The sequence below is a fragment of the Trueperella sp. LYQ141 genome (assembly GCF_046599555.1).
Taxonomy (GTDB): Bacteria; Actinomycetota; Actinomycetes; order Actinomycetales; family Actinomycetaceae; genus Trueperella.
The window spans coordinates 84,053-106,143 of the sequence record NZ_JBKIWQ010000010.1 but is presented as its reverse complement, the minus strand read 5'-3'; the positions used below and the strand labels follow the sequence as shown (position 1 = coordinate 106,143).

21 protein-coding genes are annotated in these 22,091 nt (G+C 54.2%); 18 read left to right on the top strand and 3 right to left on the bottom strand.

Annotated elements, in window-relative coordinates; all coding sequences use genetic code 11:
- Nucleotides 1-12 precede the first annotated feature (12 nt).
- The 15 genes from ACLHIJ_RS07975 to ACLHIJ_RS07905 all read left to right on the top strand — a co-directional run bounded on the left by ACLHIJ_RS07975 (nucleotide 13) and on the right by ACLHIJ_RS07905 (nucleotide 14,804).
- The gene (locus ACLHIJ_RS07975; RefSeq protein WP_411296423.1) at nucleotides 13-864 is read left to right on the top strand and encodes an NAD kinase; all 852 of its coding nucleotides are present in this window, start codon (nucleotides 13-15) and stop codon (nucleotides 862-864) included.
- Entirely contained in the window at nucleotides 861-2,561 is a 1,701-nt protein-coding gene (gene recN, locus ACLHIJ_RS07970) for a DNA repair protein RecN (RefSeq protein ID WP_411296422.1), read from the top strand. Before ACLHIJ_RS07975 ends, recN begins: the two co-directional genes overlap by 4 nt.
- Nucleotides 2,562-2,568: 7 nt before the next feature.
- Complete coding sequence (steA, locus tag ACLHIJ_RS07965) at nucleotides 2,569-3,747, top strand: putative cytokinetic ring protein SteA (protein WP_411298887.1); 1,179 nt, start codon at nucleotides 2,569-2,571, stop codon at nucleotides 3,745-3,747.
- Between the two features lie 11 nt (nucleotides 3,748-3,758).
- Nucleotides 3,759-4,787 (top strand): copper transporter, encoded by a 1,029-nt coding sequence (locus ACLHIJ_RS07960; protein WP_411298886.1) that lies wholly within the window; start codon nucleotides 3,759-3,761, stop codon nucleotides 4,785-4,787.
- Nucleotides 4,784-5,605 carry a hypothetical protein gene (locus ACLHIJ_RS07955; RefSeq protein ID WP_411298885.1) on the top strand — a complete coding sequence of 274 codons (822 nt, stop codon included), beginning with the start codon at nucleotides 4,784-4,786 and terminating at the stop codon, nucleotides 5,603-5,605. The genes ACLHIJ_RS07960 and ACLHIJ_RS07955 overlap by 4 nt, the downstream gene beginning before the upstream one ends.
- Before the next feature lie 6 nt (nucleotides 5,606-5,611).
- Nucleotides 5,612-7,201 (top strand): murein biosynthesis integral membrane protein MurJ, encoded by a 1,590-nt coding sequence (gene murJ, locus ACLHIJ_RS07950; protein WP_411298884.1) that lies wholly within the window; start codon nucleotides 5,612-5,614, stop codon nucleotides 7,199-7,201.
- 5 nt (nucleotides 7,202-7,206) lie between these two features.
- Nucleotides 7,207-7,866, top strand: a complete 660-nt coding sequence (locus ACLHIJ_RS07945; RefSeq protein WP_411298883.1) for an NUDIX domain-containing protein — start codon at nucleotides 7,207-7,209, stop codon at nucleotides 7,864-7,866.
- A 384-nt stretch (nucleotides 7,867-8,250) separates the two neighbouring features.
- Nucleotides 8,251-8,994 carry a helix-turn-helix transcriptional regulator gene (locus ACLHIJ_RS07940; protein WP_411296416.1) on the top strand — a complete coding sequence of 248 codons (744 nt, stop codon included), beginning with the start codon at nucleotides 8,251-8,253 and terminating at the stop codon, nucleotides 8,992-8,994.
- Nucleotides 8,994-10,433: a Fe-S cluster assembly protein SufB gene (gene sufB / locus ACLHIJ_RS07935; RefSeq protein ID WP_411296415.1), complete on the top strand. Its 1,440-nt coding sequence runs from the start codon at nucleotides 8,994-8,996 to the stop codon at nucleotides 10,431-10,433. The genes ACLHIJ_RS07940 and sufB overlap by 1 nt, the downstream gene beginning before the upstream one ends.
- Nucleotides 10,433-11,572: a Fe-S cluster assembly protein SufD gene (gene sufD, locus ACLHIJ_RS07930; protein ID WP_411296414.1), complete on the top strand. Its 1,140-nt coding sequence runs from the start codon at nucleotides 10,433-10,435 to the stop codon at nucleotides 11,570-11,572. Before sufB ends, sufD begins: the two co-directional genes overlap by 1 nt.
- Nucleotides 11,565-11,897, top strand: coding sequence for a Rieske (2Fe-2S) protein (locus tag ACLHIJ_RS07925; RefSeq protein WP_411296413.1), 333 nt, complete (start codon nucleotides 11,565-11,567; stop codon nucleotides 11,895-11,897). Before sufD ends, ACLHIJ_RS07925 begins: the two co-directional genes overlap by 8 nt.
- Before the next feature lie 31 nt (nucleotides 11,898-11,928).
- Entirely contained in the window at nucleotides 11,929-12,687 is a 759-nt protein-coding gene (gene sufC, locus ACLHIJ_RS07920; protein WP_411296412.1) for a Fe-S cluster assembly ATPase SufC, read from the top strand.
- Between the two features lie 4 nt (nucleotides 12,688-12,691).
- The gene (locus ACLHIJ_RS07915; protein ID WP_411296411.1) at nucleotides 12,692-14,002 is read left to right on the top strand and encodes an aminotransferase class V-fold PLP-dependent enzyme; all 1,311 of its coding nucleotides are present in this window, start codon (nucleotides 12,692-12,694) and stop codon (nucleotides 14,000-14,002) included.
- Nucleotides 13,999-14,484, top strand: a complete 486-nt coding sequence (gene sufU, locus ACLHIJ_RS07910; protein ID WP_411296410.1) for a Fe-S cluster assembly sulfur transfer protein SufU — start codon at nucleotides 13,999-14,001, stop codon at nucleotides 14,482-14,484. The genes ACLHIJ_RS07915 and sufU overlap by 4 nt, the downstream gene beginning before the upstream one ends.
- Nucleotides 14,481-14,804, top strand: a complete 324-nt coding sequence (locus tag ACLHIJ_RS07905; protein ID WP_411296409.1) for a metal-sulfur cluster assembly factor — start codon at nucleotides 14,481-14,483, stop codon at nucleotides 14,802-14,804. The genes sufU and ACLHIJ_RS07905 overlap by 4 nt, the downstream gene beginning before the upstream one ends.
- A gap of 186 nt (nucleotides 14,805-14,990) precedes the next feature.
- Here the strand turns inward: ACLHIJ_RS07905 and ACLHIJ_RS07900 are convergent, their stop codons facing one another.
- A complete protein-coding gene (locus ACLHIJ_RS07900) occupies nucleotides 14,991-15,866 on the bottom strand; it encodes a neutral zinc metallopeptidase (RefSeq protein WP_411296408.1) in 876 nt (291 codons plus the stop codon).
- A 104-nt stretch (nucleotides 15,867-15,970) separates the two neighbouring features.
- Here ACLHIJ_RS07900 and ACLHIJ_RS07895 point away from each other — a divergent pair, with 104 nt between their 5' ends.
- Together ACLHIJ_RS07895 and ACLHIJ_RS07890 are read left to right on the top strand one after the other, a co-directional pair.
- Nucleotides 15,971-17,587, top strand: a complete 1,617-nt coding sequence (locus ACLHIJ_RS07895; RefSeq protein WP_411296407.1) for an ABC-F family ATP-binding cassette domain-containing protein — start codon at nucleotides 15,971-15,973, stop codon at nucleotides 17,585-17,587.
- A gap of 9 nt (nucleotides 17,588-17,596) precedes the next feature.
- On the top strand, nucleotides 17,597-18,268 hold the full coding sequence (locus tag ACLHIJ_RS07890) for a SixA phosphatase family protein (protein WP_411296406.1): 672 nt from the start codon (nucleotides 17,597-17,599) through the stop codon (nucleotides 18,266-18,268).
- Nucleotides 18,269-18,278: 10 nt separating this feature from the next.
- Here the strand turns inward: ACLHIJ_RS07890 and serB are convergent, their stop codons facing one another.
- Both serB and glgC read right to left on the bottom strand, forming a co-directional pair.
- On the bottom strand, nucleotides 18,279-19,415 hold the full coding sequence (gene serB / locus ACLHIJ_RS07885) for a phosphoserine phosphatase SerB (RefSeq protein ID WP_411298882.1): 1,137 nt from the start codon (nucleotides 19,413-19,415) through the stop codon (nucleotides 18,279-18,281).
- A 76-nt stretch (nucleotides 19,416-19,491) separates the two neighbouring features.
- Nucleotides 19,492-20,739 carry a glucose-1-phosphate adenylyltransferase gene (glgC, locus tag ACLHIJ_RS07880; protein ID WP_411296404.1) on the bottom strand — a complete coding sequence of 416 codons (1,248 nt, stop codon included), beginning with the start codon at nucleotides 20,737-20,739 and terminating at the stop codon, nucleotides 19,492-19,494.
- A 111-nt stretch (nucleotides 20,740-20,850) separates the two neighbouring features.
- On the opposite strand from glgC, the gene glgA reads away from it, so the two are divergent.
- A complete protein-coding gene (glgA, locus tag ACLHIJ_RS07875) occupies nucleotides 20,851-22,080 on the top strand; it encodes a glycogen synthase (RefSeq protein ID WP_411298881.1) in 1,230 nt (409 codons plus the stop codon).
- Nucleotides 22,081-22,091: the final 11 nt, after the last annotated feature.

The following is a 22,091-nucleotide window of genomic DNA, read 5'->3' as shown; positions in this document are numbered from 1 at the left end:
AAGGAGGAGCAAATGAGTGTCAGTGTCGGTATCCTCACCCATGAGACGCGCGAAGACGTCATCGCTTCTGCTGATACTGCTGCTCAACGTCTGCAACAGGCCGGCGCACACGTATGCATTATTGATGAGGCAACTGATCTGACGCATATCGACCTGATCTTAGTCATTGGTGGTGACGGCACGATCTTACGTGCGGCAGAACTTGCCCGTCTCGATGAAATACCCATTTTGGGTATCAATTTTGGGCACGTGGGTTTTTTGGCGGAAGCTGAACCCTCGTCGCTTCTTGACGTCGTATCCGCCATCGTAGAGGGGCGCTGGTCTGTCGATTCGCGGTTGACCATTGATATTACGGTGACTGAACCGGATGGAACAGTCCATCACGACTGGGCGTTGAACGAGGCATCTGTTGAAAAAGGTCCGTATGCGCGCATGTTGGAAGCCGATATTGGGGTAGACGGTCGTGGTTTATCGTCCTTCAAAGCAGATACCGTCTTACTTTCCACTCCGACGGGCTCTACGGCATACAGTTTCTCGGCTGGTGGCCCGATTGTTTGGCCAGATGTGCAGGCTCTGTTATTAACTCCAATTGCTGCGCATGCCTTATTTGCCCGTCCGCTAGTGGTATCAAAGGATTCCACGTTAGAGGTAGGTATTCGCAGTGAGGACGCGGTTGTGTGGTGTGATGGGCGTCGTTCAATCGCAGCTCCTGCTGGATCACGTATTACTGCTGTTAAAGGCGCGCATCCGGTGCGCTTAGCTCGGTTAAATGATTCCCCATTTTCTGGTCGCCTGGTACGGAAATTTCATCTACCAGTCAATGGGTGGCGAACAAATGTGATGTATGAAGAGAACGACGAATGATTGAGCAGCTCGATATTTATAACCTGGGAGTCATCGAAACAGCTAATGTTCGCTTCGATTCCGGAATGAACGCCATTACTGGAGAAACCGGCGCGGGGAAAACCATGGCGTTGACCTCGCTTTCTTTGCTGATGGGAGGCAAAGCGGAAGCGACTCTCGTGCGTGCGGGGGCCTCCGAGGCTGTTGTTGAGGCAACGTTTCTGGTTGCAGCGGATTCCCCAGTGGTGGATATTGTGCGTGAGGCCGGCGGGCAGGTGGATGAGGCTGACGGGGATCAGGTCGCGGTGATTCTCGCTCGCCATATTCCGGCGTCGGGGCGTTCGCGCGCGTATGCTGGCGGGCGTGCGGTTCCTATGGCAGTTTTAACTGATATTGCACAATATCTGGTGACGGTACATGGTCAGGCAGATCAGATTAAACTCCGCAGCGAAGCCCAACAGCGCAGAGCCCTTGATCGTTTTGGTGGTGAAGAATTAGCGCAGGTGGCTGCGCAATATTCTCTCGCTTGGCAGCGGCGTGAGCAGGCGCAACGGCAATGTGAGGAGTTTCGTTCTGCAATGCGCCAGGCTGGGGCCGAGCGTCTTGCGTTGGAAGCTCTTATTGCTCGCGTTGATGAGGTTGAGCCGCTTGCTGGGGAAGAAGATGAACTACACAGTCGCATTCTTCGCCTTGAGCATAGCGAAGAACTCCGCGTGGCCTTAGCACAATCTTCCGAGGCTTTAGACGGTGGCGATGAATATGCCGGAGCGGTAAGCCTGGTCGGGCAGGTACGTCAGCTATTAACGTCGTTACCTGATATTAATACAGATATAAGTGACATGGCGGCGGAAATCGCTGAGGTAGAAGGAATACTGGCAGATATTTCGCAGCGGATCGCCACGCAACTCCTTACTATCGATGCCGACCCGGAGGAGCTAAATCGGATTCATCAGCGCAGATCCCAACTCAGAGCGTTACAGCGAGAGCTGGGCATGTCAATAGATGAAATTATTCATCAACGTCAGATAGCTGAGCAGCGACGTGAAGCCTTGAGTCTGCCGGAGGAACATCTCGCCCAGCTCGAAGGCGAATATGAGCAAGCAAACGATCATATGTTAGCTGTAGGTAGGCAACTGACGAAGATTCGCCGTGCGGCAGCAGATCGTTTGGCAGAACAGGTGACCCTAGAGCTGCATCAGCTAGCCATGAAAGATGCCACATTTATTGTTGAGATGACGGAACGGGAAACTCCAGCGCAGCATGGATGCGATACTGTGGTCTTTCATTTGAGCGCCCATGCGGGAGCGCGACCGCTCCCATTGGATACAGCAGCATCAGGTGGTGAAATGTCACGCATCATGCTGGCATTGGAGGTCACGCTTAATGCGGATCCGCGCCCAGATCACACCTTTATTTTTGATGAAGTAGACGCTGGTATTGGCGGGAAAACAGCACTTGAAGTCGGGCATCGATTAGCGCGTATTGGTCGTCATGCCCAGGTGCTTACCGTCACCCATTTGGCTCAAGTGGCAGCGGATGCAAACTGTCATATTGTGGTCCTGAAACACTCTGATGGGCATACTGCACGTACTGATGTGCGCGTCGTGCGTGATGAGGAACGCCATGCGGAGCTTGCCCGGATGCTTTCGGGGCATAGTGAATCTGAGGCCGCACTCACTCATGCCGTTGAGTTACTTCAGGCCGCGAATATGCCATGATGATGGAATGGCATTCATTCGTAGGCGTAAAAGCGACGAACCAGCAACCGGCGATCTGCGTGGCACAGCGCGGATAGGTTCTCGCACCAAGCATCTTGTTAAGCGTCTCCAAGCGGGCGATATTGCCGTTATCGATCACGAGGACATGGATCGTATTGCTGCAGAGGGGCTTGTGGAGCGTCGCCCCGCGGCAGTTCTAAACGCTGCCCAGTCCACGTCGGGGCGCTATCCCAACCTTGGCCCGCAAATTCTGGTAGAGGCAGGCATTCCACTCATTGATAACCTTGGCTCGGAAATCATGGATTTGCGCGATGGCAGGGAGATACGAGTTACTCCGGAGGGAGAAGTCTACAGTGGCGATTCGTTGATCTCTCATGGGCAAGTTCAAACTGCGCAAACCGTTGCCCGAGATCAGGAGGCTGCTCGGACCGGAATGGCAGTGCAACTTAAGGCCTTTGCCAACAATACGATGGAGTACTTAGAACGGGAACAGGGGCTGATTCTTGATGGCTCTGGTATGCCAGATGTCTCAACCCGTTTTGAGGGTCGCCATGCGCTCGTCGTTGTTCGCGGGTATCGATATAAAGAAGATCTGGATACCCTGCGCCCGTATATTCGCGAATATCGCCCCTTAATGATCGGGGTGGACGGAGGCGCCGACGCAATTTTAGAGGCCGGATACGATCTCGACATGGTGATTGGCGATATGGATTCGGTTTCGGATGACGCTCTGCGTTCGGGAGCGGAGGTTGTGATCCATGCATATCGAGATGGGACCGCCCCGGGGCGTAAACGCGTGGAGGATCTCGGCGTAGAGCACCATATTTTCCCGGCGACGGGAACCTCGGAAGATATTGCTATGCTGCTAGCCGATGCGAAAGGCGCATCGATGATTGTGGCAGTAGGTACACACTCGAACCTGATGGATTTCTTAGATAAAGGCCGACGCGGGATGGCTTCGACGTTCCTGACGCGGCTAGCTGTCGGGTCAAAACTTGTCGATGCGAAGGGCGTATCGCGCTTGTATCGCTCTCGCATTTCTAACTGGCAAATTGCACTGTTGTTGGTGGCGGGTTTGACGGCAATTATTGCTGCGTTAGCTGCTACACAGGTTGGTCGAATTACTTTCGATCTGCTTCACGTGTGGTGGTCAGATTTCGTCTTCTGGTTCAAGAATCTGTTTTAGGTGGGCACACTGTGGTTGATTTTCGATATCACTTAGTTTCTCTGATCTCCGTCTTTTTTGCGTTGGCGATCGGTGTGATTCTCGGGGCTGGCCCGTTGCAAAATTCTATCGGCAATGTGCTACAAGGTCAGGTCAGCGATCTGCGGGTAAATAATGAGAAGCTCAAGGCGACGAATGCTGAACTGCAATCCGTTAATGAGGCCCATGATCGGGTATTTGACGAGTTAGCATCGGAGCTGATGAATGACGTGTTAAAAGGTCGTGCCGTGGCGATTGTGGTATTGCCAGGGGTGAACGATTCCGTCATCACTGCCGTATCTGATCGGTTGTCTGAGGCGGGAGCTACCGTGACCGGCAAAGCGAATGTGCAAGAATCCTGGACGCTAGCACGACAGACGACATTCCGTTCTTCTTTTGCCGACCAAATCAAGTCCTACGTCACGAGTGCCGCAAACGTCTCCGATACCAATACGATTTTAGCCCTGGCGTTAGATCAGCTTGCCCGTGGCGGGCGCAACGCCAATGAAACGCTCGCAGGATTGATGACTGGCACGGATTCGCCGATGCTCTCCATTGATGGGTTAGAAGCAAAGTCGGATGCGGTGGTTGTTCTTACTGCTTCTGTTAAGCCAAATGGGAGCAGCCTTGACGCAGATGAAAAGGCCCAGGCGGAATACGATGCGACAACTTTTACCGCGCTCAGTGCTGAGTTAAGCAATCATGGGCCGACGGTTATCGCTGGTCCGATGCAAAACGATGGAGATATCGTCCGGTCGTTGAATGAATCCAATGCTGATGTTTCGACAGTGGATACCATCGAATCTGCAATTGGCGCTATCAACTGTGTCCTCGCGGTACAGGCTGAGCTCAATAACTCAGTTGTGCACGTTGGCTTTGATGGTAGCGCGCAGGACGTCATCGCTCCTCGCCCCTTAGTGAAGGCAGCGCCACAGCCGGCAGATAAACAACCAGAGCCGCAGCCAGCTCCCGCGCCTGCTCCGGCGCCGACGGCAGAGAATCCGGCAACGAGTGGCTCATGATCCCCGCTCTCGCTGGTGTTCTTGGCTCACGGATTGCCCGTGCCGTATGTGATCGTCGTGATTTAACGAGCTGGAAACGGAAGTCGTATTCCGGTAAACAGGTCTGTTTAAGCGGTGGGCTTGATTTACTTGCCGGCGTGACTGCTGCCAATTGTGCGGGCAGTTTTGCTCAGCCGAGATACCGCGCTGCGTGTTTGTTAGCGACGGGGAGTGCCGGTTTGGCAGGGTATATTGACGACCATTGTGAGGATCGCTTTCCGGCGCATGGTAAAGGGTTTCGGGGGCACCTCGGGGCACTTCGCCGAGGTCAGCTTAGTTCGGGAGCGGCGAAGATTGCGATTATTGGCACGGGGGCAATGATGAGTGCTGCCTGGCTGGAGGTCTGTGGTCTATCTGGCTCAAATAGGCCTAACGGAGCACGTGATCTTCGCGTTCGATTTGCCTCTGGGCTGGTTAATACCGCCATTATTGCGCTGAGTGCTAATACGTTTAATCTTCTTGATCTGCGCCCGGGGCGCGCACGCAAAGTTGCTATTTTGCTTGGTGTGCCCACGGGAGGGCAGGTTGGTCGGGATGCTGCGGTGGCAGCGGCGGCAGGGATTGGTGAAGACCTCCTCGGACGGACCATGCTTGGCGATTTAGGGGCGAATGTGCTTGGGGCGCAGCTAGGAATGGGATGGACCCGCAGTTCCCTGCCAGTGCGTTGCGTGACCTTAGCTGCCTTGTTAGGAGTCAACGTTGCTGCAGAGCGGGTGTCTTTTTCTCAGTTGATTGAATCGACTCCCGTTTTGCGGGAATTCGACATGCTTGGGCGGTAGCTCGCTATGCGTAAGGTCGTGATCGGAGCGGCAGGCATCGTTTCGGCTTTGACCTTGCTTTCGCGGTTTTTTGGTCTGCTGCGTAAACTCGCTCAATCTTGGGCTATGTCGGATTCGCTGGTTGCCACCGCATACGATACGGCCAATACCGTGCCGAATGTGCTATTTGAGGTGGCTGCTGGGGGTGCTCTTGCCGGAGCTGTTATTCCGGTCTTGTCGCGCTATCTCGCTCATCCGACTCATTATATGGGGGATGAATCAGAGTCGCAGCAGCGACTGAATCGGGCTGCTTCAGCGATGGCAACCTGGGTGCTGCTCGCGGGTATTCCTCTGGCTGTGATTGTCGCCGTGGCTGCCGCACCAATAATTTCAGTAGTTATTCCGGCCGCTGATCCGAGTGTTCACCAGTTAGCGACGAATCTTTTGCGGGTATTTGCTGTGCAGATTCCGCTGTACGGGCTGTCCGTCGTTTTCACTGGCATATCCCATACCTATCAGCATTTCCTGCTTCCGGCGTTATGCCCGCTGCTGTCATCATGCGCGGTAACAGCAACTTTTATCGGCTATTCCTTATGTACTCCGACGTTTATTGATCCGGCTGATTTATCCTGGTCGCAGGTGGCGTTATTAGGGTGGGGAACGACGGGCGGTGTCGTGCTTTTTGCGCTACCACAGTGGATCGTGGTGCGCCGCTTTGTTTGTTTGCGACCGACCTTGAGTTTTCCTGAGGGAGCGGGACGCGCAACGATTCATCTTGCGGGCGCTGGCCTGGCCGCGATTATGGCCCAACAGATTGCCATTGTGGTGATGATGGTGACGGCGAATGCTAATGGCGGGACGGGGGCATACGCTGTATGGAATTACGCTTTTGCGGTGTTTCTCGTGCCGTATGCAGTGTTGGCTGTTCCTATTGCGACGGTGGTTTTTCCGCGAATTGCGCGCTGTTCAGATGTGCAGCGTATGGCGGAGCTGACGGCGCGTTCTACTCGGTTGATACTGATTGCGGGAATAACGGCTGCGGGATTGCTCTTTGCTTTGGCCAAGCCTGCGCAAGTTGTGATTGAGCTGGGGCAGCCGATGTTAGGGCTAGATACTGCCTTGCGTGCGATGGCTCCCGCATTGCTGGGATACTGTTTGCTTTATCACGGGGCGCGAGTGTGTTATGCGGCGCATGCGCCGCGACGAGTTGTTATTGCCAATACGATCGGATGGCTCAGCGTCGTGCTGGGTGGTCTAATTGTTCATATTGCGCATATTCACGGGCGGGTTCCGGTGCTCATTGGGCTGGGAGGCGCCTTATCGGTGGGAATGACCCTAGGGGCAGCCGCAATGTTATGGCATCTGTACAGGCAGCTTGGCAAGGCGGCATTAGCTGGGGTAGCCAGGCTAGTAACGCGGGTAATTCCTGTGGTTATCGTGGCTAGTGTGATTGCGTGGTGGGTGAGCGATCAGATATTAACGCTAGCTGGTAGCACGGTAACGTCTGCGATTATGGGGGCTTTTGCCGGAGCGCTCATTATTATTGGTGCGGCAGTGCTGGTGTTACGTCGGGATAGAAGTGCAATATCACTGTTACGGGGTAGCGCGATAGACTAACAGCCATGACATTGCGCGATGAATCAGCCCTAGATCATGTTGTGGTGTGCGAGCGTCACCAGGTATATCACGGGGCGATTTTCGATATTTACCATGACGAGATCCGGTTTGCTTCCGGCGATACGGCAGTGCGGCAGTGGATGGATCATGACGATGCAGTAGCTATTGTGGCCTTGCGGCCGGTTACCTTGCCAGGCGGGCACGCACAGCGAGATGAGCGCGATCCGTCTATGTGGGAGATTCTTCTTATCCGGCAGTATCGCCATGCGCCACAACGGATAATGTGGGAGATCCCAGCCGGTTTGCAGGATATTGCGGGCGAACATCCGGTGTGTACAGCGGCGCGCGAGCTCGCTGAGGAAACGAGTTATCGCGCGGCTCGCTGGTATCGTTCCGTCGCTTTCGTTACTTCTCCGGGATGTTCCAATGAGGATCTTCAGGTGTATCTCGCTTTTGATGTGGAACCGTGTGAGGTGTCTTTTGTGCGGGAATCAGAGGAAGCGGAGATGACTCAGCAGTGGGTTAATCTCGCTCAGGTGCTTGAGGCGGTAATGGCTGCAGATCTTAGGAGTCCAACTCTGGTAGCTGGTGTGCTTGCCGCAAGTATTGCCCTACAGCGCGGTCTGGCTGGATGTGTTGACGTGACGGGTGAACTTGACGGGTAAGAGAGTCATACTGAGGCGGTTGCTGCCTGAGGCTCAGCCGCTACAGCTAGTGAGCTGGGTGGTTCGGATTGTGGATGGGTACAGGCGCTGACGGCTCTCTGCGTGTCGGCAGGAGGCACGGCGTGGTGGTGTCCGTCACCAATAAAATATGAAAAAGATATGCTGATAGTAGTCAGTTTTGGGAGCAGATGACGGTGTTTTCCTGAGCGCTAGCAGGATTCATTTGTAATGATTCCAATTAAAATGTGTTGTGCTGAGAGTGTGCTGACCTATTAATCAGTAGGCCTTGTGCGAGATCCCGCCAGTTGTAGTGAGGCGCAGGGGCTATCAACTTGCTACACTGATTAAAGCAACATAGATTTTGCCTAAGTCGGAGGTGATGAGATGTCGAGCGACGAAGGGACGTATGAGCAGATCTTGCGGCTCATTGTAGAGCGGGGGCCAATCACCGCCGGAGAGCTCGCGAAAATCCTTGTTCTGACGCCAGCGGCAGTCCGGCGACATCTCGGTGTCCTCGTCAAGAATGCGTATATTGATGAATATGACGGGCCAGCGAAAGGGCCGATTCGTCGCGGTCGCCCTTCACGTCAATACGTGGCAACTGCTGAAGGTCAAAGCCAGTTAGGGCATGGATATTCCGTCTTGGCGTCAAACGCATTAGGCTTCGTGCGAGACGCGATGGGGGAGGAAGGCCTAGAACGCTTCATCCAGGCACGTGCCGAGGCACTAGAGGCAACCTATGGGCCGATTCTGGATTCTATGGGATCAACTCCAGCCGAACGAGCCGCAGCACTGACCGACGCGCTCAATCGTGATGGATACGTCGCAACATTGCGTCGCGGTGGTCCAAATGCTCTCGCTATCCAGATTTGTCAGGGGCACTGCCCGATCCATCAGATCGCCCAGGAATACCCCTTACTCTGCGAAGCCGAAACGGAGGCTTTCGCACGGTTGCTCGGCGTACCTATTCAACGGCTGTCAACCTTAGCCAATGGTGGGCATGTATGTACAACGAACGTCCCGCTCGGGCTTCCGCGAAACTTGCGACATCGATCGCGTAACACTGCGCACTCTGTCGAGGGCGCTGCAATACCGCCACGTTCCCGTGGCGCCTTGGAAGGAAAGTGATGACCCAAACAGCACCGGGTATGAACGAAGGTCTAACACAGGAAGAGACCATTGCCTCGATTGGTCATTACCAATATGGCTGGCATGACGAGGATCCCGCTGCGGCACAAGCCCAGCGGGGTTTGAATGAAGAGGTCGTGCGTCGGATCTCAGAACTGAAGAGCGAACCGGAGTGGATGCTCAATAAGCGTCTGAAAGCACTGGCCTTATTTGAACGTCGTCCTATGCCGACCTGGGGAGCCGATCTATCGGAGATCGACTTTGACCAGATCAAGTATTTTGTGCGTTCTACTGAGCAGATGGCTAATTCTTGGGAAGATCTGCCGTCGGAAATCAAGAATACGTATGACCGCTTAGGTATTCCGGAAGCGGAAAAACAGCGTCTAGTTGCCGGTGTTGCGGCTCAGTACGAATCTGAGGTGGTCTACCACAAGATCCGGGAAGATCTCGAAGCTCAAGGCGTGATCTTCCTCGATACCGATACCGGATTGAAGGAACACCCGGAAATCTTTGAAGAGTACTTCGGTACAGCCATCCCTATTGGGGATAACAAGTTCGCCGCATTGAACTCTGCGGTGTGGTCCGGCGGATCGTTTATTTACGTCCCGAAGGGCGTTCATGTTGAGATCCCCTTGCAAGCCTATTTCCGGATTAACACGGAGAATATGGGGCAATTTGAGCGGACCCTTATTATTGCTGACGAAGGCTCGTCGGTACATTACGTCGAAGGATGCACGGCACCGATTTATTCCTCAGATTCCTTGCATGCGGCAGTGGTGGAAATCTTTGTTAAGAAAGACGCCACCGTGCGATACACGACCATTCAGAACTGGTCCAATAATGTGTACAACCTCGTCACTAAGCGGGCAATCGTCGATGAGGGCGGCACAATGGAATGGATCGATGGAAATATCGGATCGAAAGTGACGATGAAGTATCCAGCGGTCTATCTTATGGGTCCCCACGCTCGAGGAGAGACGCTATCTATTGCCTTTGCTGGAGAAGGTCAGCATCAGGACACCGGCTCGAAGATGGTGCACATGGCGCCGCACACCCACTCGTCTATCGTTTCTAAATCGGTGGCTCGATCTGGTGGGCGTGCCTCCTACCGTGGGCTAGTCCAAGTCAATGAGAATGCGGCCCACTCGAAGTCGAATGTACTGTGCGACGCGCTTCTCGTCGATCAAATTTCTCGTTCCGATACCTACCCCTACGTTGACGTTCGAGTTGATGACGTGGAAATGGGGCACGAGGCGACCGTTTCGAAAGTCTCTGCCGATCAGTTGTTTTACCTCATGAGCCGCGGTATTGAAGAGACGGAAGCAATGGCGATGATTGTGCGCGGTTTCGTGGAGCCCATCGCGCGCGAGCTACCGATGGAATACGCTTTGGAGCTCAACCGCCTTATCGCACTTCAAATGGAAGGATCTGTCGGCTAATGACGATGAATTCACAACCTGTTTCGAGTCGGGCAGATCGCCCTTTGTCCTTTGAGCTTGCGGATTATCCGGTTCCGCAAGGAACGGAAGAAGAATGGCGCTTTACGCCGCTAGAGCGGATGTCGGCATTCTTTGCATCGGAGGCCCCTGGTACTGCTCCGAGCGTGAGGGCCTCTCATCCGCAATATGTTGAGCAGGTTTCGCGGGAGGATCAGCGCTTAGGTACCGTTTTGGCGCCAGAAGATCGGGTTGGCGCGCTGTCATGGAACAGTTTCACTCATGCGTATGTGGTGACCATTCCGCGTGATGCCGTATTGGCTGAGGAGCTGACGCTCACGGTAACTGGAACGGACCGCACGCAGGTTGCTCCGCTGCATATATTCTTTGACGTGCAGGCAAACGCTCAGGCCACTATCGTTTTGGATCATCGCGGGTCGGCGCAGCTTGCGGAAGGTATCGAAATCTCAGTGGGTGAGGGTGCACACCTGACGTTCGTCACAATCCAAAACTGGGATGACGACGCGGTACACACCTCCTCGAATCGTATGCAGGTTTCCAAGGATGCGCAGGTTAAACACATTGTGGTTTCCTTGGGTGGCGATCTCATCCGGGTGACGACGGCAGCCGATTTCCGCGGGGAAGGCGGCGACGTCAATCTGTTGGGCGCATACTTTGTGGACGAAGGGCAGCACATTGAAAACCGGCTGTTCATGGACCACAATCAGCCGAACTGTACCTCGAATGCCACGTATAAGGGCGCACTTCAAGGAAAGGACGCGCACTCCGTATGGATTGGTGACGTGCTTATCCGCCCGCATGCGGAGGGTACAGATACCTACGAGCTGAATCGCAATTTGGTCCTTACTGAGGGGGCACGCGCTGATTCCGTCCCGAATCTGGAAATTGAGACGGGTGAAATTGAAGGAGCCGGGCATGCCTCCGCGACGGGTCGCTTCGATGACGAGCAGTTGTTCTATTTGCGTTCTCGCGGCATCCCAGAAGATCAAGCCCGTCGTTTGGTGGTTCGGGGATTCTTCGCGGAACTCATCAATCAAATCGGCGTCGAATCAGTACAAAAGACGTTAATGGATTCCATTGAAAAGGAACTGGATTTGACGATGGGGCATGCTGATGACTGAGGTCCAGGTATGTTCGGTTCATGATGTTGCTTGCGGCACTGTAGCTGGTTTTACGGTCGATGTTGCGGGCCAGCCGGTGGCAGTGGCCATTGTGCGAACAGCCGACGATCGCTGGTACGCCTTGGAGGATCGGTGCTCGCACGGGCGCGTCAAGCTCTCATGCGGTGAAGTAGAAGATGGCGGGGTGGAATGTAGCCGTCATGGGTCGGTCTTTAATGTGGAGACTGGTCAACCGCTCAATCCGCCGGCATCTTCACCCGTTCCCACCTATCCAGTTCGCGTGGACGATGATCGCATCCTCGTCACGTTCTCTTCGTCATCCTGATATTTGAAGCTATTACAGAAAGAAAAACACCGTGTCTACTTTGGAAATTAAGAATCTGCACGTGTCAGTCGAAACGCCGGAAGGTCCTAAGGAGATTCTTAAGGGCGTGAATCTGACAATCGAACATGGCGAGATCCACGCCATCATGGGGCCAAATGGCTCGGGAAAGTCCACATTGGCGTATGCAATTGCTGGTCATCCTGACTACGAGATCACTGATGGTCAGATCCTGCTTGATGGCGAGGATATTGTTGAACTATCGCCGGATGAGCGCGCTAAAGCTGGACTGTTCTTAGCAATGCAGTATCCCGTTGAAGTTCAGGGCGTGACGGTTACGAACTTCTTGCGTTCGGCGAAGGCCGCGATTGATGGAACCGCTCCTAAGTTGCGGGAATGGGTCAAGGACCTGAACGAGACGATGAAGAACTTCAAGGTTGAGCAGGACTGGGCGCAACGCGATGTCAACGTCGGTTTCTCTGGTGGCGAGAAGAAGCGCCTAGAGGTGCTGCAGATGGAACTGCTTAAGCCGAAGTTTGCCGTCCTTGATGAAACGGATTCCGGCCTGGACGTAGATGCTTTGCGGTTAGTATCTGAAGGGGTCAATCGGGTTCATGAGACGAATGGCAACGGCATTATGCTCATCACCCATTACACCCGTATCTTGAAATACATCAAGCCGGATCATGTGCATGTCTTTGTTGCCGGGAAGGTCGCCGAATCAGGCGGGCCCGAGCTGGCAGATCGTCTTGAAGCAGAAGGTTACGAGCGCTACGAGAATGCAACGGCATAAATAAATGTTTAGTCCTGCACCGCGAGCCGATTTCCCCATTCTGGATATGACCATGCAGAGTGGGGAACGGCTGGTGTACCTCGATTCTGGGGCGACCTCCCAGATGCCTCAGTACGTCATCGATGTGATGAATGAGCATATAGCTCAGGCAAATGGTGCAGTAAAACGAGGTGCGCATGAGCTGGCAGGGAAAGCGACCCTGGCGTTTGAGCAGGCGCGACAGCGCGTCGCCGATTTTGTTGGTGCCCGCCCTGATGAGATTTTATGGACGAAAAACTCTACTGAAGCGCTGAACTCGGTGGCATATATCCTCGATAACCTCTCGCGGGGGCGCGGTCAGAGCGTGGTGCGCGGTGGGCGCAGCCGGCGGGAAAAGATAACTGCGGCGCAGGATTGCCGACGGATCGGCCAGGGGGACAATATCGTCGTCACCCGAGCAGAACATCATGCGAATCTGTTGCCGTGGCAGGAGCTGTGTTACCGCACTGGCGCGGAGCTTCGCTGGTTTGATTTGGATGCAGCTGGCCGTGTGGTGGTCCGTCCTGGTGTGATTGATGAGCACACAAAAGTTGTTGCCATGACCCATATTTCTAATGTGACTGGGGCAGTTTCTCCAGTGGCACAACTGGTCGCGCTGGCCCGTGAGGTGGGGGCATTAACTGTTTTGGACGCCTGCCAATCGGTGCCGCATATTCCTGTGAATTTTGCGGAATTGGGCGTGGATTTCGCAGCTTTTTCCGGGCATAAAATGTTAGGCCCGACGGGGATCGGTGCGCTGTATGGGCGCCGTGAACTATTGGAGATCTTGCCGCCGTTTTTAGTCGGCGGTTCGATGGTGCAACTCGTAACAATGGAGCGCACAACCTATGCGGATGTGCCGGCACGTTTTGAGGCTGGAACTCAGCCTGTGGTTCAAGCTGTGGCGATGGGTGCGGCAGCAGAGTATTTAGGGCGGATCGGCATGGATACGATTGCCGCCCACGAGGTCCATTTAACGCAACGCGCATTGGCGGCGATGGAGAATATCCCGGGAGTGCGTATTCTTGGGCCAACTGATAGCAGTGAGCGAGTCGGTGTCATTTCCTTTGTGGTTGACGCAGTACATCCGCATGATGTCAGTCAGCTTCTCGATGCGCGTGGAATTGCGATTCGAGTGGGGCATCACTGTGCGCAGCCGATTCATCAGCATTTCGGGGTGACGGCTTCGTGTCGGCTCTCTTTTGGCCCATACAACAATGAGGCTGATGTCGATAGATTTATATCCGCGTTGGAGACGGTTCGACCGTTCTTTATTCGGGAAGGAGGAATATCATGAGCCAGATGGAACAGATGTATCAAGAGATCATTCTGGATGCTTCCCAGCAGCGTTATGGAGAAGGGCGACTTTCTGATCCGGATGGGGAATCCTTTCAGATGAATCCGACGTGCGGCGATCAAGTGACCCTGGACGTCAAAATTGTGGATGGAAAAATTGCTCAGATTGGCTGGGATGGTTCTGGCTGTTCGATTTCTCAGGCGTCAATTTCGATTATGACGGAACTTGTGGAAGGGAAAACCCTTGAGGAGTTTGCGCAGCTCTACGAGGTATTCCGTACCATGATGGATAGCCAAGGTGCGCCATTGTGTGACCATGATGCAGATTTCTTGGCCGATGCGAGTGCTTTTCATGGCGTATCGAAGTTCCCTATGCGAATTAAATGTGCGCTATTAGGGTGGATGGCATTGCGGGATGCGACCGATCAGGCGCTTGACGATCTTTGTACTATAAATCTATCCACCGAAAGGAGTGAGGAATGACCCAGCCAGTGTCTAGCCCGAATGTGGCTGATATTGAAGAAGCCTTGCGGGATGTTATTGATCCAGAACTTGGCATTAATATCGTTGATTTGGGTTTGCTGTATGGCGTGACGATTGAGGACGGGACGGTCGTCGCCGATATGACGTTAACCTCTGCCGCGTGCCCTTTGACAGACGTTATCGAAGAACAGGCTCGCCATGCGGTTGCCGGTTTGGCTGATGACTTCCGAATTAACTGGGTGTGGTTGCCACCGTGGGGGCCAGAGCGAATTACGGACGATGGGCGCGATCAGCTACGTGCTTTAGGGTTCAACGTCTAAGCACAGTGTGGGCAGCAATGTTAGGCTTGCTGCCCACACGTGTATGTATCGCGTGATACGCATGGAGCTATCTCGCTGATGCGCGCCTGGCTACTGAGATATTTTGGCAGGCGCGGGGCTGTGCGCTTCTTATTTTGGGGAGGGGGAAAGCATACCCATGTAACTGCCGGTTGGTAGCGCATAATTTTAGGGGTGTGCGACGTCCCAGGTGTTACACGCGGCAAAGGTGCCGTTTTCCATTCCGCGGGTGAGCCACTCCATACGTTTTTCTGCGGATCCATGTGAGAAGTTATCCGGATTGGCTTGCATACCTGCGGATTCGTATATGCGGTCATCTCCGACGGCTTGTGCTGCGGCAAGTGCGTCCTGTAGCTCTTGGGCCGTCGGTGCTTTCATAAGTTGATTGCCGTGCTCATCAACGGTGTGCGACGCATTGTGAATCCATGCTCCGGCAAGGCAATCGGCCTGTAGTTCGGAGCGAACCATTGAGGAATCTTCACCAGAGGAATGATGATCGATACGTTGCAAGATGCCGGTCATGAGCTGGATGTGATGACCATATTCGTGGGCCAAAATATAGAGTTGAGCAAGCTCTTCATTGCGCGCACCCATCTGGTTGAGCTGATCGAAGAAGGCAACATCAATATAGATAGAATCATCGCCGCCACAGAAGAAAGGCCCAGTTTGGGAGGTGCCAAGCCCGCAGGCGGTTTGCACCGATCCGCTGTATAACACAAGTTCTGGCTGCCGATTCGAGGTGCCAGTTTCTTGGGGGAGTTGCTGATTCCAAAAGTTGTTGATGGAGTTCATTCCGGCCACCATGCGGCACTCTACGTTGTGATTGGCGTCAGCACCCGTCCGGCACATTTCCGATAGCGGAGTTTCATGGGCATTAACGGGAGCTTCATAGGATTGGCCAAAGTCGGGAATTTGGCCGGTGAGCATGAAGTACAGCACCGCACCGATTAATCCGAAACCACCCAGCCCGCCACCGATGGCCGCCCCACGACCGCCGCGGCGAACTCCAGATGTGTTTAACGAAGCATTGTCATTGAAGGTCATTACTCGATGCCTTTCACCATATCGGAAGCAAGTACAGCAAATATAGCGGAATCTTCGCAGATAGGAGAACGCACAGGAGTATTTTGTCGGCTACACTATAGGGCGTGATTCACGCCCAAGACTTTCAGATGCGCATTGGTCCTCGAGTGCTCTTAGATCCGGTGACGCTCACCGTTGATCGTGGCAAACGCATTGGTTTGGTTGGGCGCAATGGGGCAGGCAAGACGACCTTGCTCAGGCTGTTTGCTCGCGAGGATAATGCACATAACGTCGTGGAATATGACGGGCAGATTCATCGTCGTGACACTATCGGGTATTTACCACAAGATCCTCGGGCGACCGACGCTCAGCAGATTGCTCGGGAACGAGTGCTTTCTGCCCGTGGTATCGAACAGATGATTCGACGCATTAAACGTGCTGAGTGGGAGATGTCGAATCTTACTGGCCCTAAGCAAAATAAAGCGATGGAACGCTATGTTCGCCTCGATGCCGAGTTCACTGCAGCTGGTGGCTGGGCAGCGCATGCGGAGGCGGCGCGTATTACGGCAGCTTTGGGGTTACCTGAGCGCGTCCTTGACCAAGAGTTGGGAACACTTTCCGGTGGGCAACGGCGACGAATTGAATTAGCGCGAGTCCTGTTTTCTGGCGCGCAAACGCTGCTGCTAGATGAACCGACTAATCATTTGGATCACGATTCAATCGTGTGGTTGCGAGAATGGCTGCGCAGTTATTCCGGTGGCTGCGTTATCGTCTCTCATGATGTGGAGCTATTGCGCGAGACGGTTAATACGGTGTGGTATTTCGATGCGATTCGGCACACAATTGACATTTATTCGATGAATTGGGAGCGCTATTTACTTCAGCGTGATGCGGATGAGCGTCGGCGTCGCCGAGAGCGTGCTAATGCGGAAAAGAAAGCGGCGGCGTTACACGCTCAAGCAGAAAAAATGCGTTATAAAGCTACGAAAGCTGTTGCGGCGCAGAATATGGATCGGCGGGCAGAACGTCTGTTAGCGCAGACGGAGGAGGATCGAACGCAGGAGCGCATTGCTCAATTGCGTTTTCCGGATCCGGCTCCCTGTGGAAAGTTACCACTTAGCGCTGAGGGATTAACGAAGACCTATGGGTCTTTAGAAGTTTTTGCTGGGGTGGATCTCGCTATTGATCGCGGCTCTCGGGTTGTGGTGCTTGGGCTGAATGGTGCCGGAAAAACAACGCTCTTGCGTCTGCTTTCTGGGGTGGAGTCACCAGATGCGGGGGTTGTTCACCAGGGGCACGGTTTGAAACTTGGGTACTATGCCCAGGAGCACGAGTTTATTGATCCGCAGGCAACCGTTATGGAGAATATGCGTCGGGCTGCTCCTGATACTTTGGATGATACGGGTGTTCGCACTGTGCTGGGCTCGTTTCTGTTTACTGGTGACGATGTGGATAAACCCGCGGGGGTGTTATCCGGCGGGGAAAAGACGCGATTGGCTTTAGCAACGCTCGTGGTTTCTGCGGCGAACGTGTTGTTACTTGATGAGCCGACGAATAACCTTGATCCGGCTTCACGAGAGAAAATTTTAGGGGCGTTGCGCCGATATACGGGTGCGGTGGTGCTGGTAACGCATGATGAGGGTGCGGTACGTGCCTTGAATCCGGATCGAGTGCTGTTGCTTCCCGATGGTGATGAGGATTTGTGGTCGGAAGATTACCAGGAGCTGATCTGCCTAGCTTAGGATGAGCTCATGGCACGCCTGATGTTTATGCGCCATGCACAAGCTACGCATGGATGGAACGATCATGGTCGAGGGTTGACGGATATTGGTCGGCGGCAGGCTCGACAGGTGGCAATTCAGTTGGCTGAGTATGGGCCGATTGATTGCGTATTAGTTTCGGATGCGCAGCGCACCCAGGAGACGTATCGCCAGTTACATGCTGCTGGTTGTTCGGGGGCTGAGGTGTACTATCTTTCGCAGCTTTATGGTGGGGGTGTGGCAGATGTTTGGCAGGCGGTATGCGATTATGCCCATGTTCTTGCCAATCCACAGGCAGCTACTATGCTGGTTATCGGTCATGAGCCAACGATGTCTGCCGCTGCTTTCGCTACCTGGGATGGCGTGGTGGCGGATGCGGATACGGCCAGTAACGCAATGAGTGGTGGCGTGGCGCTGGAGTCTCGCCAATCCTCGTCAGATCACGGGGATTGTGGGCAGGTCGGTTCCGGTGATTGTGCGGTTTTGGCCGACGGGGATGCGCGCCAACAGCGAAGCGCAAAGGCGGGGAACGCTCCGCGAAATATGGTGTTAGGGCGTGGTTTTTCTACGGCCACCTGTGCGATATTTGAGTGCGATGATCTGCGGGTTGTCGGTGCACGGGTAGGGAGATTCGTAGGGGGATGCCAGCCTAGCAGCTATTGAGCGTTAGGAATTAGTCATCATCAGAGAGATCCCAGCCAAGGAGGGCAGCAACTGCGTCAAGGCGGGGGATATTTACTGCAGCGTCGGCGTAGCGAGTGACGAGGGGTTTTCCGCAAAAGGCGATGCCGGCTCCTGCGGCGGCCATCATTGGCAGATCATTTGCTCCATCTCCGACGCATACCACCTGTTCGGGGCGGATACCCCAGTGGGAACACCATCGGAGGAGAGCGGCAACTTTGGCTTCGGCATCGACGACGGGGCCGGTAACTCTTCCGGTTAGTTTGCCTTGGTGTATCTCGAGATGGTTAGCAAGGAAAGCGTCAATCTGGAAGCGTTGTGCCAGCGGACCAACAATTTCATCAAATCCGCCAGAGACTAAACCAAAGTAGCCGTCGCGTTGGTGGACGGCGTGAACTAACTGGTCAGCGCCGGATGTGGGGCGAATATCGTGAAGTATATCGTCGAATACCTGACGTGGTAATCCGCTGAGCGTTGCCACTCGGGCATTGAGGGACTGCCGGAAATCCATCTCGCCAGACATGGCTTGTCGGGTGATGTCTTGTACGAGTTCGTAGCTGCCTGCGTGTTGTGCCAGCATTTCGATGACTTCGGTAGTGATAAATGTGGCATCGACGTCGGTGATGATGGCTCGTGGACCGTATTGGGCGAGTTCGCCACTGAGCCATGCGCAATTGACGTTAGCGCATTGTGATAGGGCACGTAGCTGAACGTAAAGATCGGTGGCAGATGACGGGGAACAGCTATTGGCAGGGGCAATGCTCTCGTCGGTGAGGGCATCGGGATCGAAAGAATGAATAGCGGTGGAATTATCACAAACACAGGACCTAGCAGCAGGTGGGGCCATTGAAGGAAAATGAGGTGCAGATAGGTCAGTCGAAGAATGTGAATTGCTGGATTGAGCAGGGCGGGTGAGTCCGGTTAGATCGGGCATAATATCTGACGGATATGCCCGATCAATTTGCGTACTGCCAGCCAGCTTGCCACACCAGGTGTACGCATCTAAATCATGGGCGCGAACTGGACGCTCGCGGAGGTTGCTTGCTGCCCTAGCAAGCAACCTCCGCACATGCGCTATTAATGTGTGCGGGATGGGATGATCTGCTACCAGGGAGAACCGAAAGATCACGTGTTGATACCTCGTTGTTATTAGCTGGTGCAGATCTGCGCCATAGCGACGTCGGTTAGGCGACGGCTCAGTTCGGTTAGTCGCGGGTAACGCGCATACCCTTTGGCACGACCACAATTCCGGCTTCAGATACGTAGAACCCGCGAGCGCGATCGTGGTCATGATCGATACCGAGCTGCGCTCCCTCGTCGATTTGTACGTATTTATCGACGATTGCCCGTGAGACGGTGGCATTGCGTCCGACGTTGACTCCGTCAAAGAGGACCGAGTCACGCACAGAGGACCACGAGTTCACGCGGACATTGGGGGAAAGCACCGAACCGATGACCTCACCGCCGGAAACAATGACGCCGGGGGAGATGATGGAGTCTAGGGCGTGCCCGATACGCTGATGGTAGCCATGCACGAATTTTGCCGGCGGTAATCCGGTGTATCCGGTGTATAGCGGCCATTTATCGTTGTAGAGGTTGAAGATCGGATTGACTGAGATCAAGTCGATGTTGGCCTCGTGGAACATGTCGATTGTACCGACGTCTCGCCAGTAATTCCGATCGCGGTCGGTAGATCCGGGGACGTCATTGAAGGTGAAGTCATACACTCCGCAGTCGCCGTTGTTGACGAACATCGGGACGATATCGCCGCCCATATCGTGCTTGGAGGCCGGATTGACGGCGTCTTCATGGAGAGCTTCGTAGAGCTGATCAGCACTGATAACGTAGTTCCCCATTGAGGCCAGAATCTCCTCGGGAGAGTCTGGTAGCCCTTCACATTCGCTTGGCTTTTCAAGGAATTCCACGACGCGTTTTTGGTTGTTGGGGTCGGTCGCGATCACTCCGAAGGATGTTGATAGGGATTTCGGCTGGCGAATCCCCGAAATCGTCATAGACACGCCTTCGTCGATGTGCTGTTGGACCATCTGCGAAAAGTCCATCCGGTAGATGTTGTCCGCTCCGGTGATGAGCACGATGTCCGGGCGTTCGTCATCCAAAATGTTGAGGGATTGGAAGATTGCGTCGGCAGATCCAGAGAACCATGACTTTGATACGCGCTGCTGGGCTGGTACGGGTGAGACGTAGTTACCTAACAGTGAGGACATGCGCCAGGTTTTCGAGATATGGCGATCAAGGGAATGGGACTTGTACTGGGTCAACACCACAACTTTGAGGTAGCCGGAGTTGACGATGTTCGACAAAGAAAAGTCGATAAGGCGGTAAGTGCCTCCGAAAGGCACTGCTGGTTTGGCGCGATCCTGGGTGAGGGGCATCAGGCGCTTACCTTCACCGCCGGCCAGGACGATTGCAAGTACACGTGGATTCGATCTCATAAAATTAGCCTAACTGTTTTAGCGATTAAATATGTGTCTTTCGTCAAATTCGAGACGCAAAGCGGGTTAAGGTGTAGGTATAACGGTTGCCATTTTGAAGAAAGGACCATCATGAGAGTCGATCTGCTCACCCGCGAGTACCCGCCGCATGTGTATGGGGGTGCTGGTGTTCACGTGACAGAGCTGGCAAAAGTCTTGGCGCGGCATGCCGATGTGCAGGTCCATGCCTTTGATGGGCCACGCGAGGAAAACGATAGCTGGGTGCATGGTTATTCTGATCTGCCGCAATTGGCGCAGTCGAATGCGACGCTGGCGACCCTCGGGGTGGATTTGCTGATGGCAGATAAGACGGCGGGGGCGGATATCGTCCATTCGCATACTTGGTATGCCAATATGGCTGGGCATATTTCACATCTTTTGCATGGGATCCCGCATGTGATTTCCGCTCATTCTTTGGAACCTTTGCGCCCGTGGAAACGCGAACAGCTCGGGGGCGGCTATGCCGTGTCATCGTGGATTGAAAAGACGGCATACGAGGCGGCAGACGGTATCGTCGCGGTTTCACATGGGATGCGCGATGATATTTTGCGGGCCTATCCGCAGGTCGATCCGCAGCGCGTTCGGGTTATCCACAACGGTATTGATCTTGTGCAGTGGAAAGCGCCGCAAACGGATGAGCAATGGCAGGCAGCACGCGATTACTTCCGCTCCTTTGGGTTGGATCCAGATGTGCCGACGATTATGTTCGTCGGTCGTATCACCCGGCAAAAAGGGGTACCGCATCTGTTGCGAGCTTTGCATTATGTGCCGCGCGATGTGCAGGTGATTCTCTGTGCGGGAGCGCCGGATACTCCGCAGATTCTTGAAGAGACTCGGGGATTGGTCAGTGATTTGCAGGCTGGTCGCGAAGGTGTGGTTTGGATTGACGAGCATCTATCGCATAAGCAGATTTTGGCTTTGGAGGCGTGTTCTACGACCTTTGTTACCCCGTCGGTGTATGAACCGCTCGGTATCGTGAATTTGGAAGCGATGGCGGTGAATTTGCCGGTGGTAGGTACGGCTACTGGCGGTATTCCTGACTGTATTGATGATGGCGTGACGGGCACGCTGGTTCCCATTGAACAAAAGCAGGACGGGACGGGTACCCCGTTAGATCCGGAGAAGTTTGAAGCGGATTTGGGTCATGCATTAGCGGATATGGTGGCAGATCCGCAGCGTGCTAAGCAGATGGGCTTGGCTGGCCGGCGTCGGGTAGAGGAGCACTTCTCCTGGGAGTCAATTGCGGTAAAGACGATGGATTTCTATTCGCATGTGCTGGAGCAGGCGAACTCGGCCCGCTGAGATGCAACGGT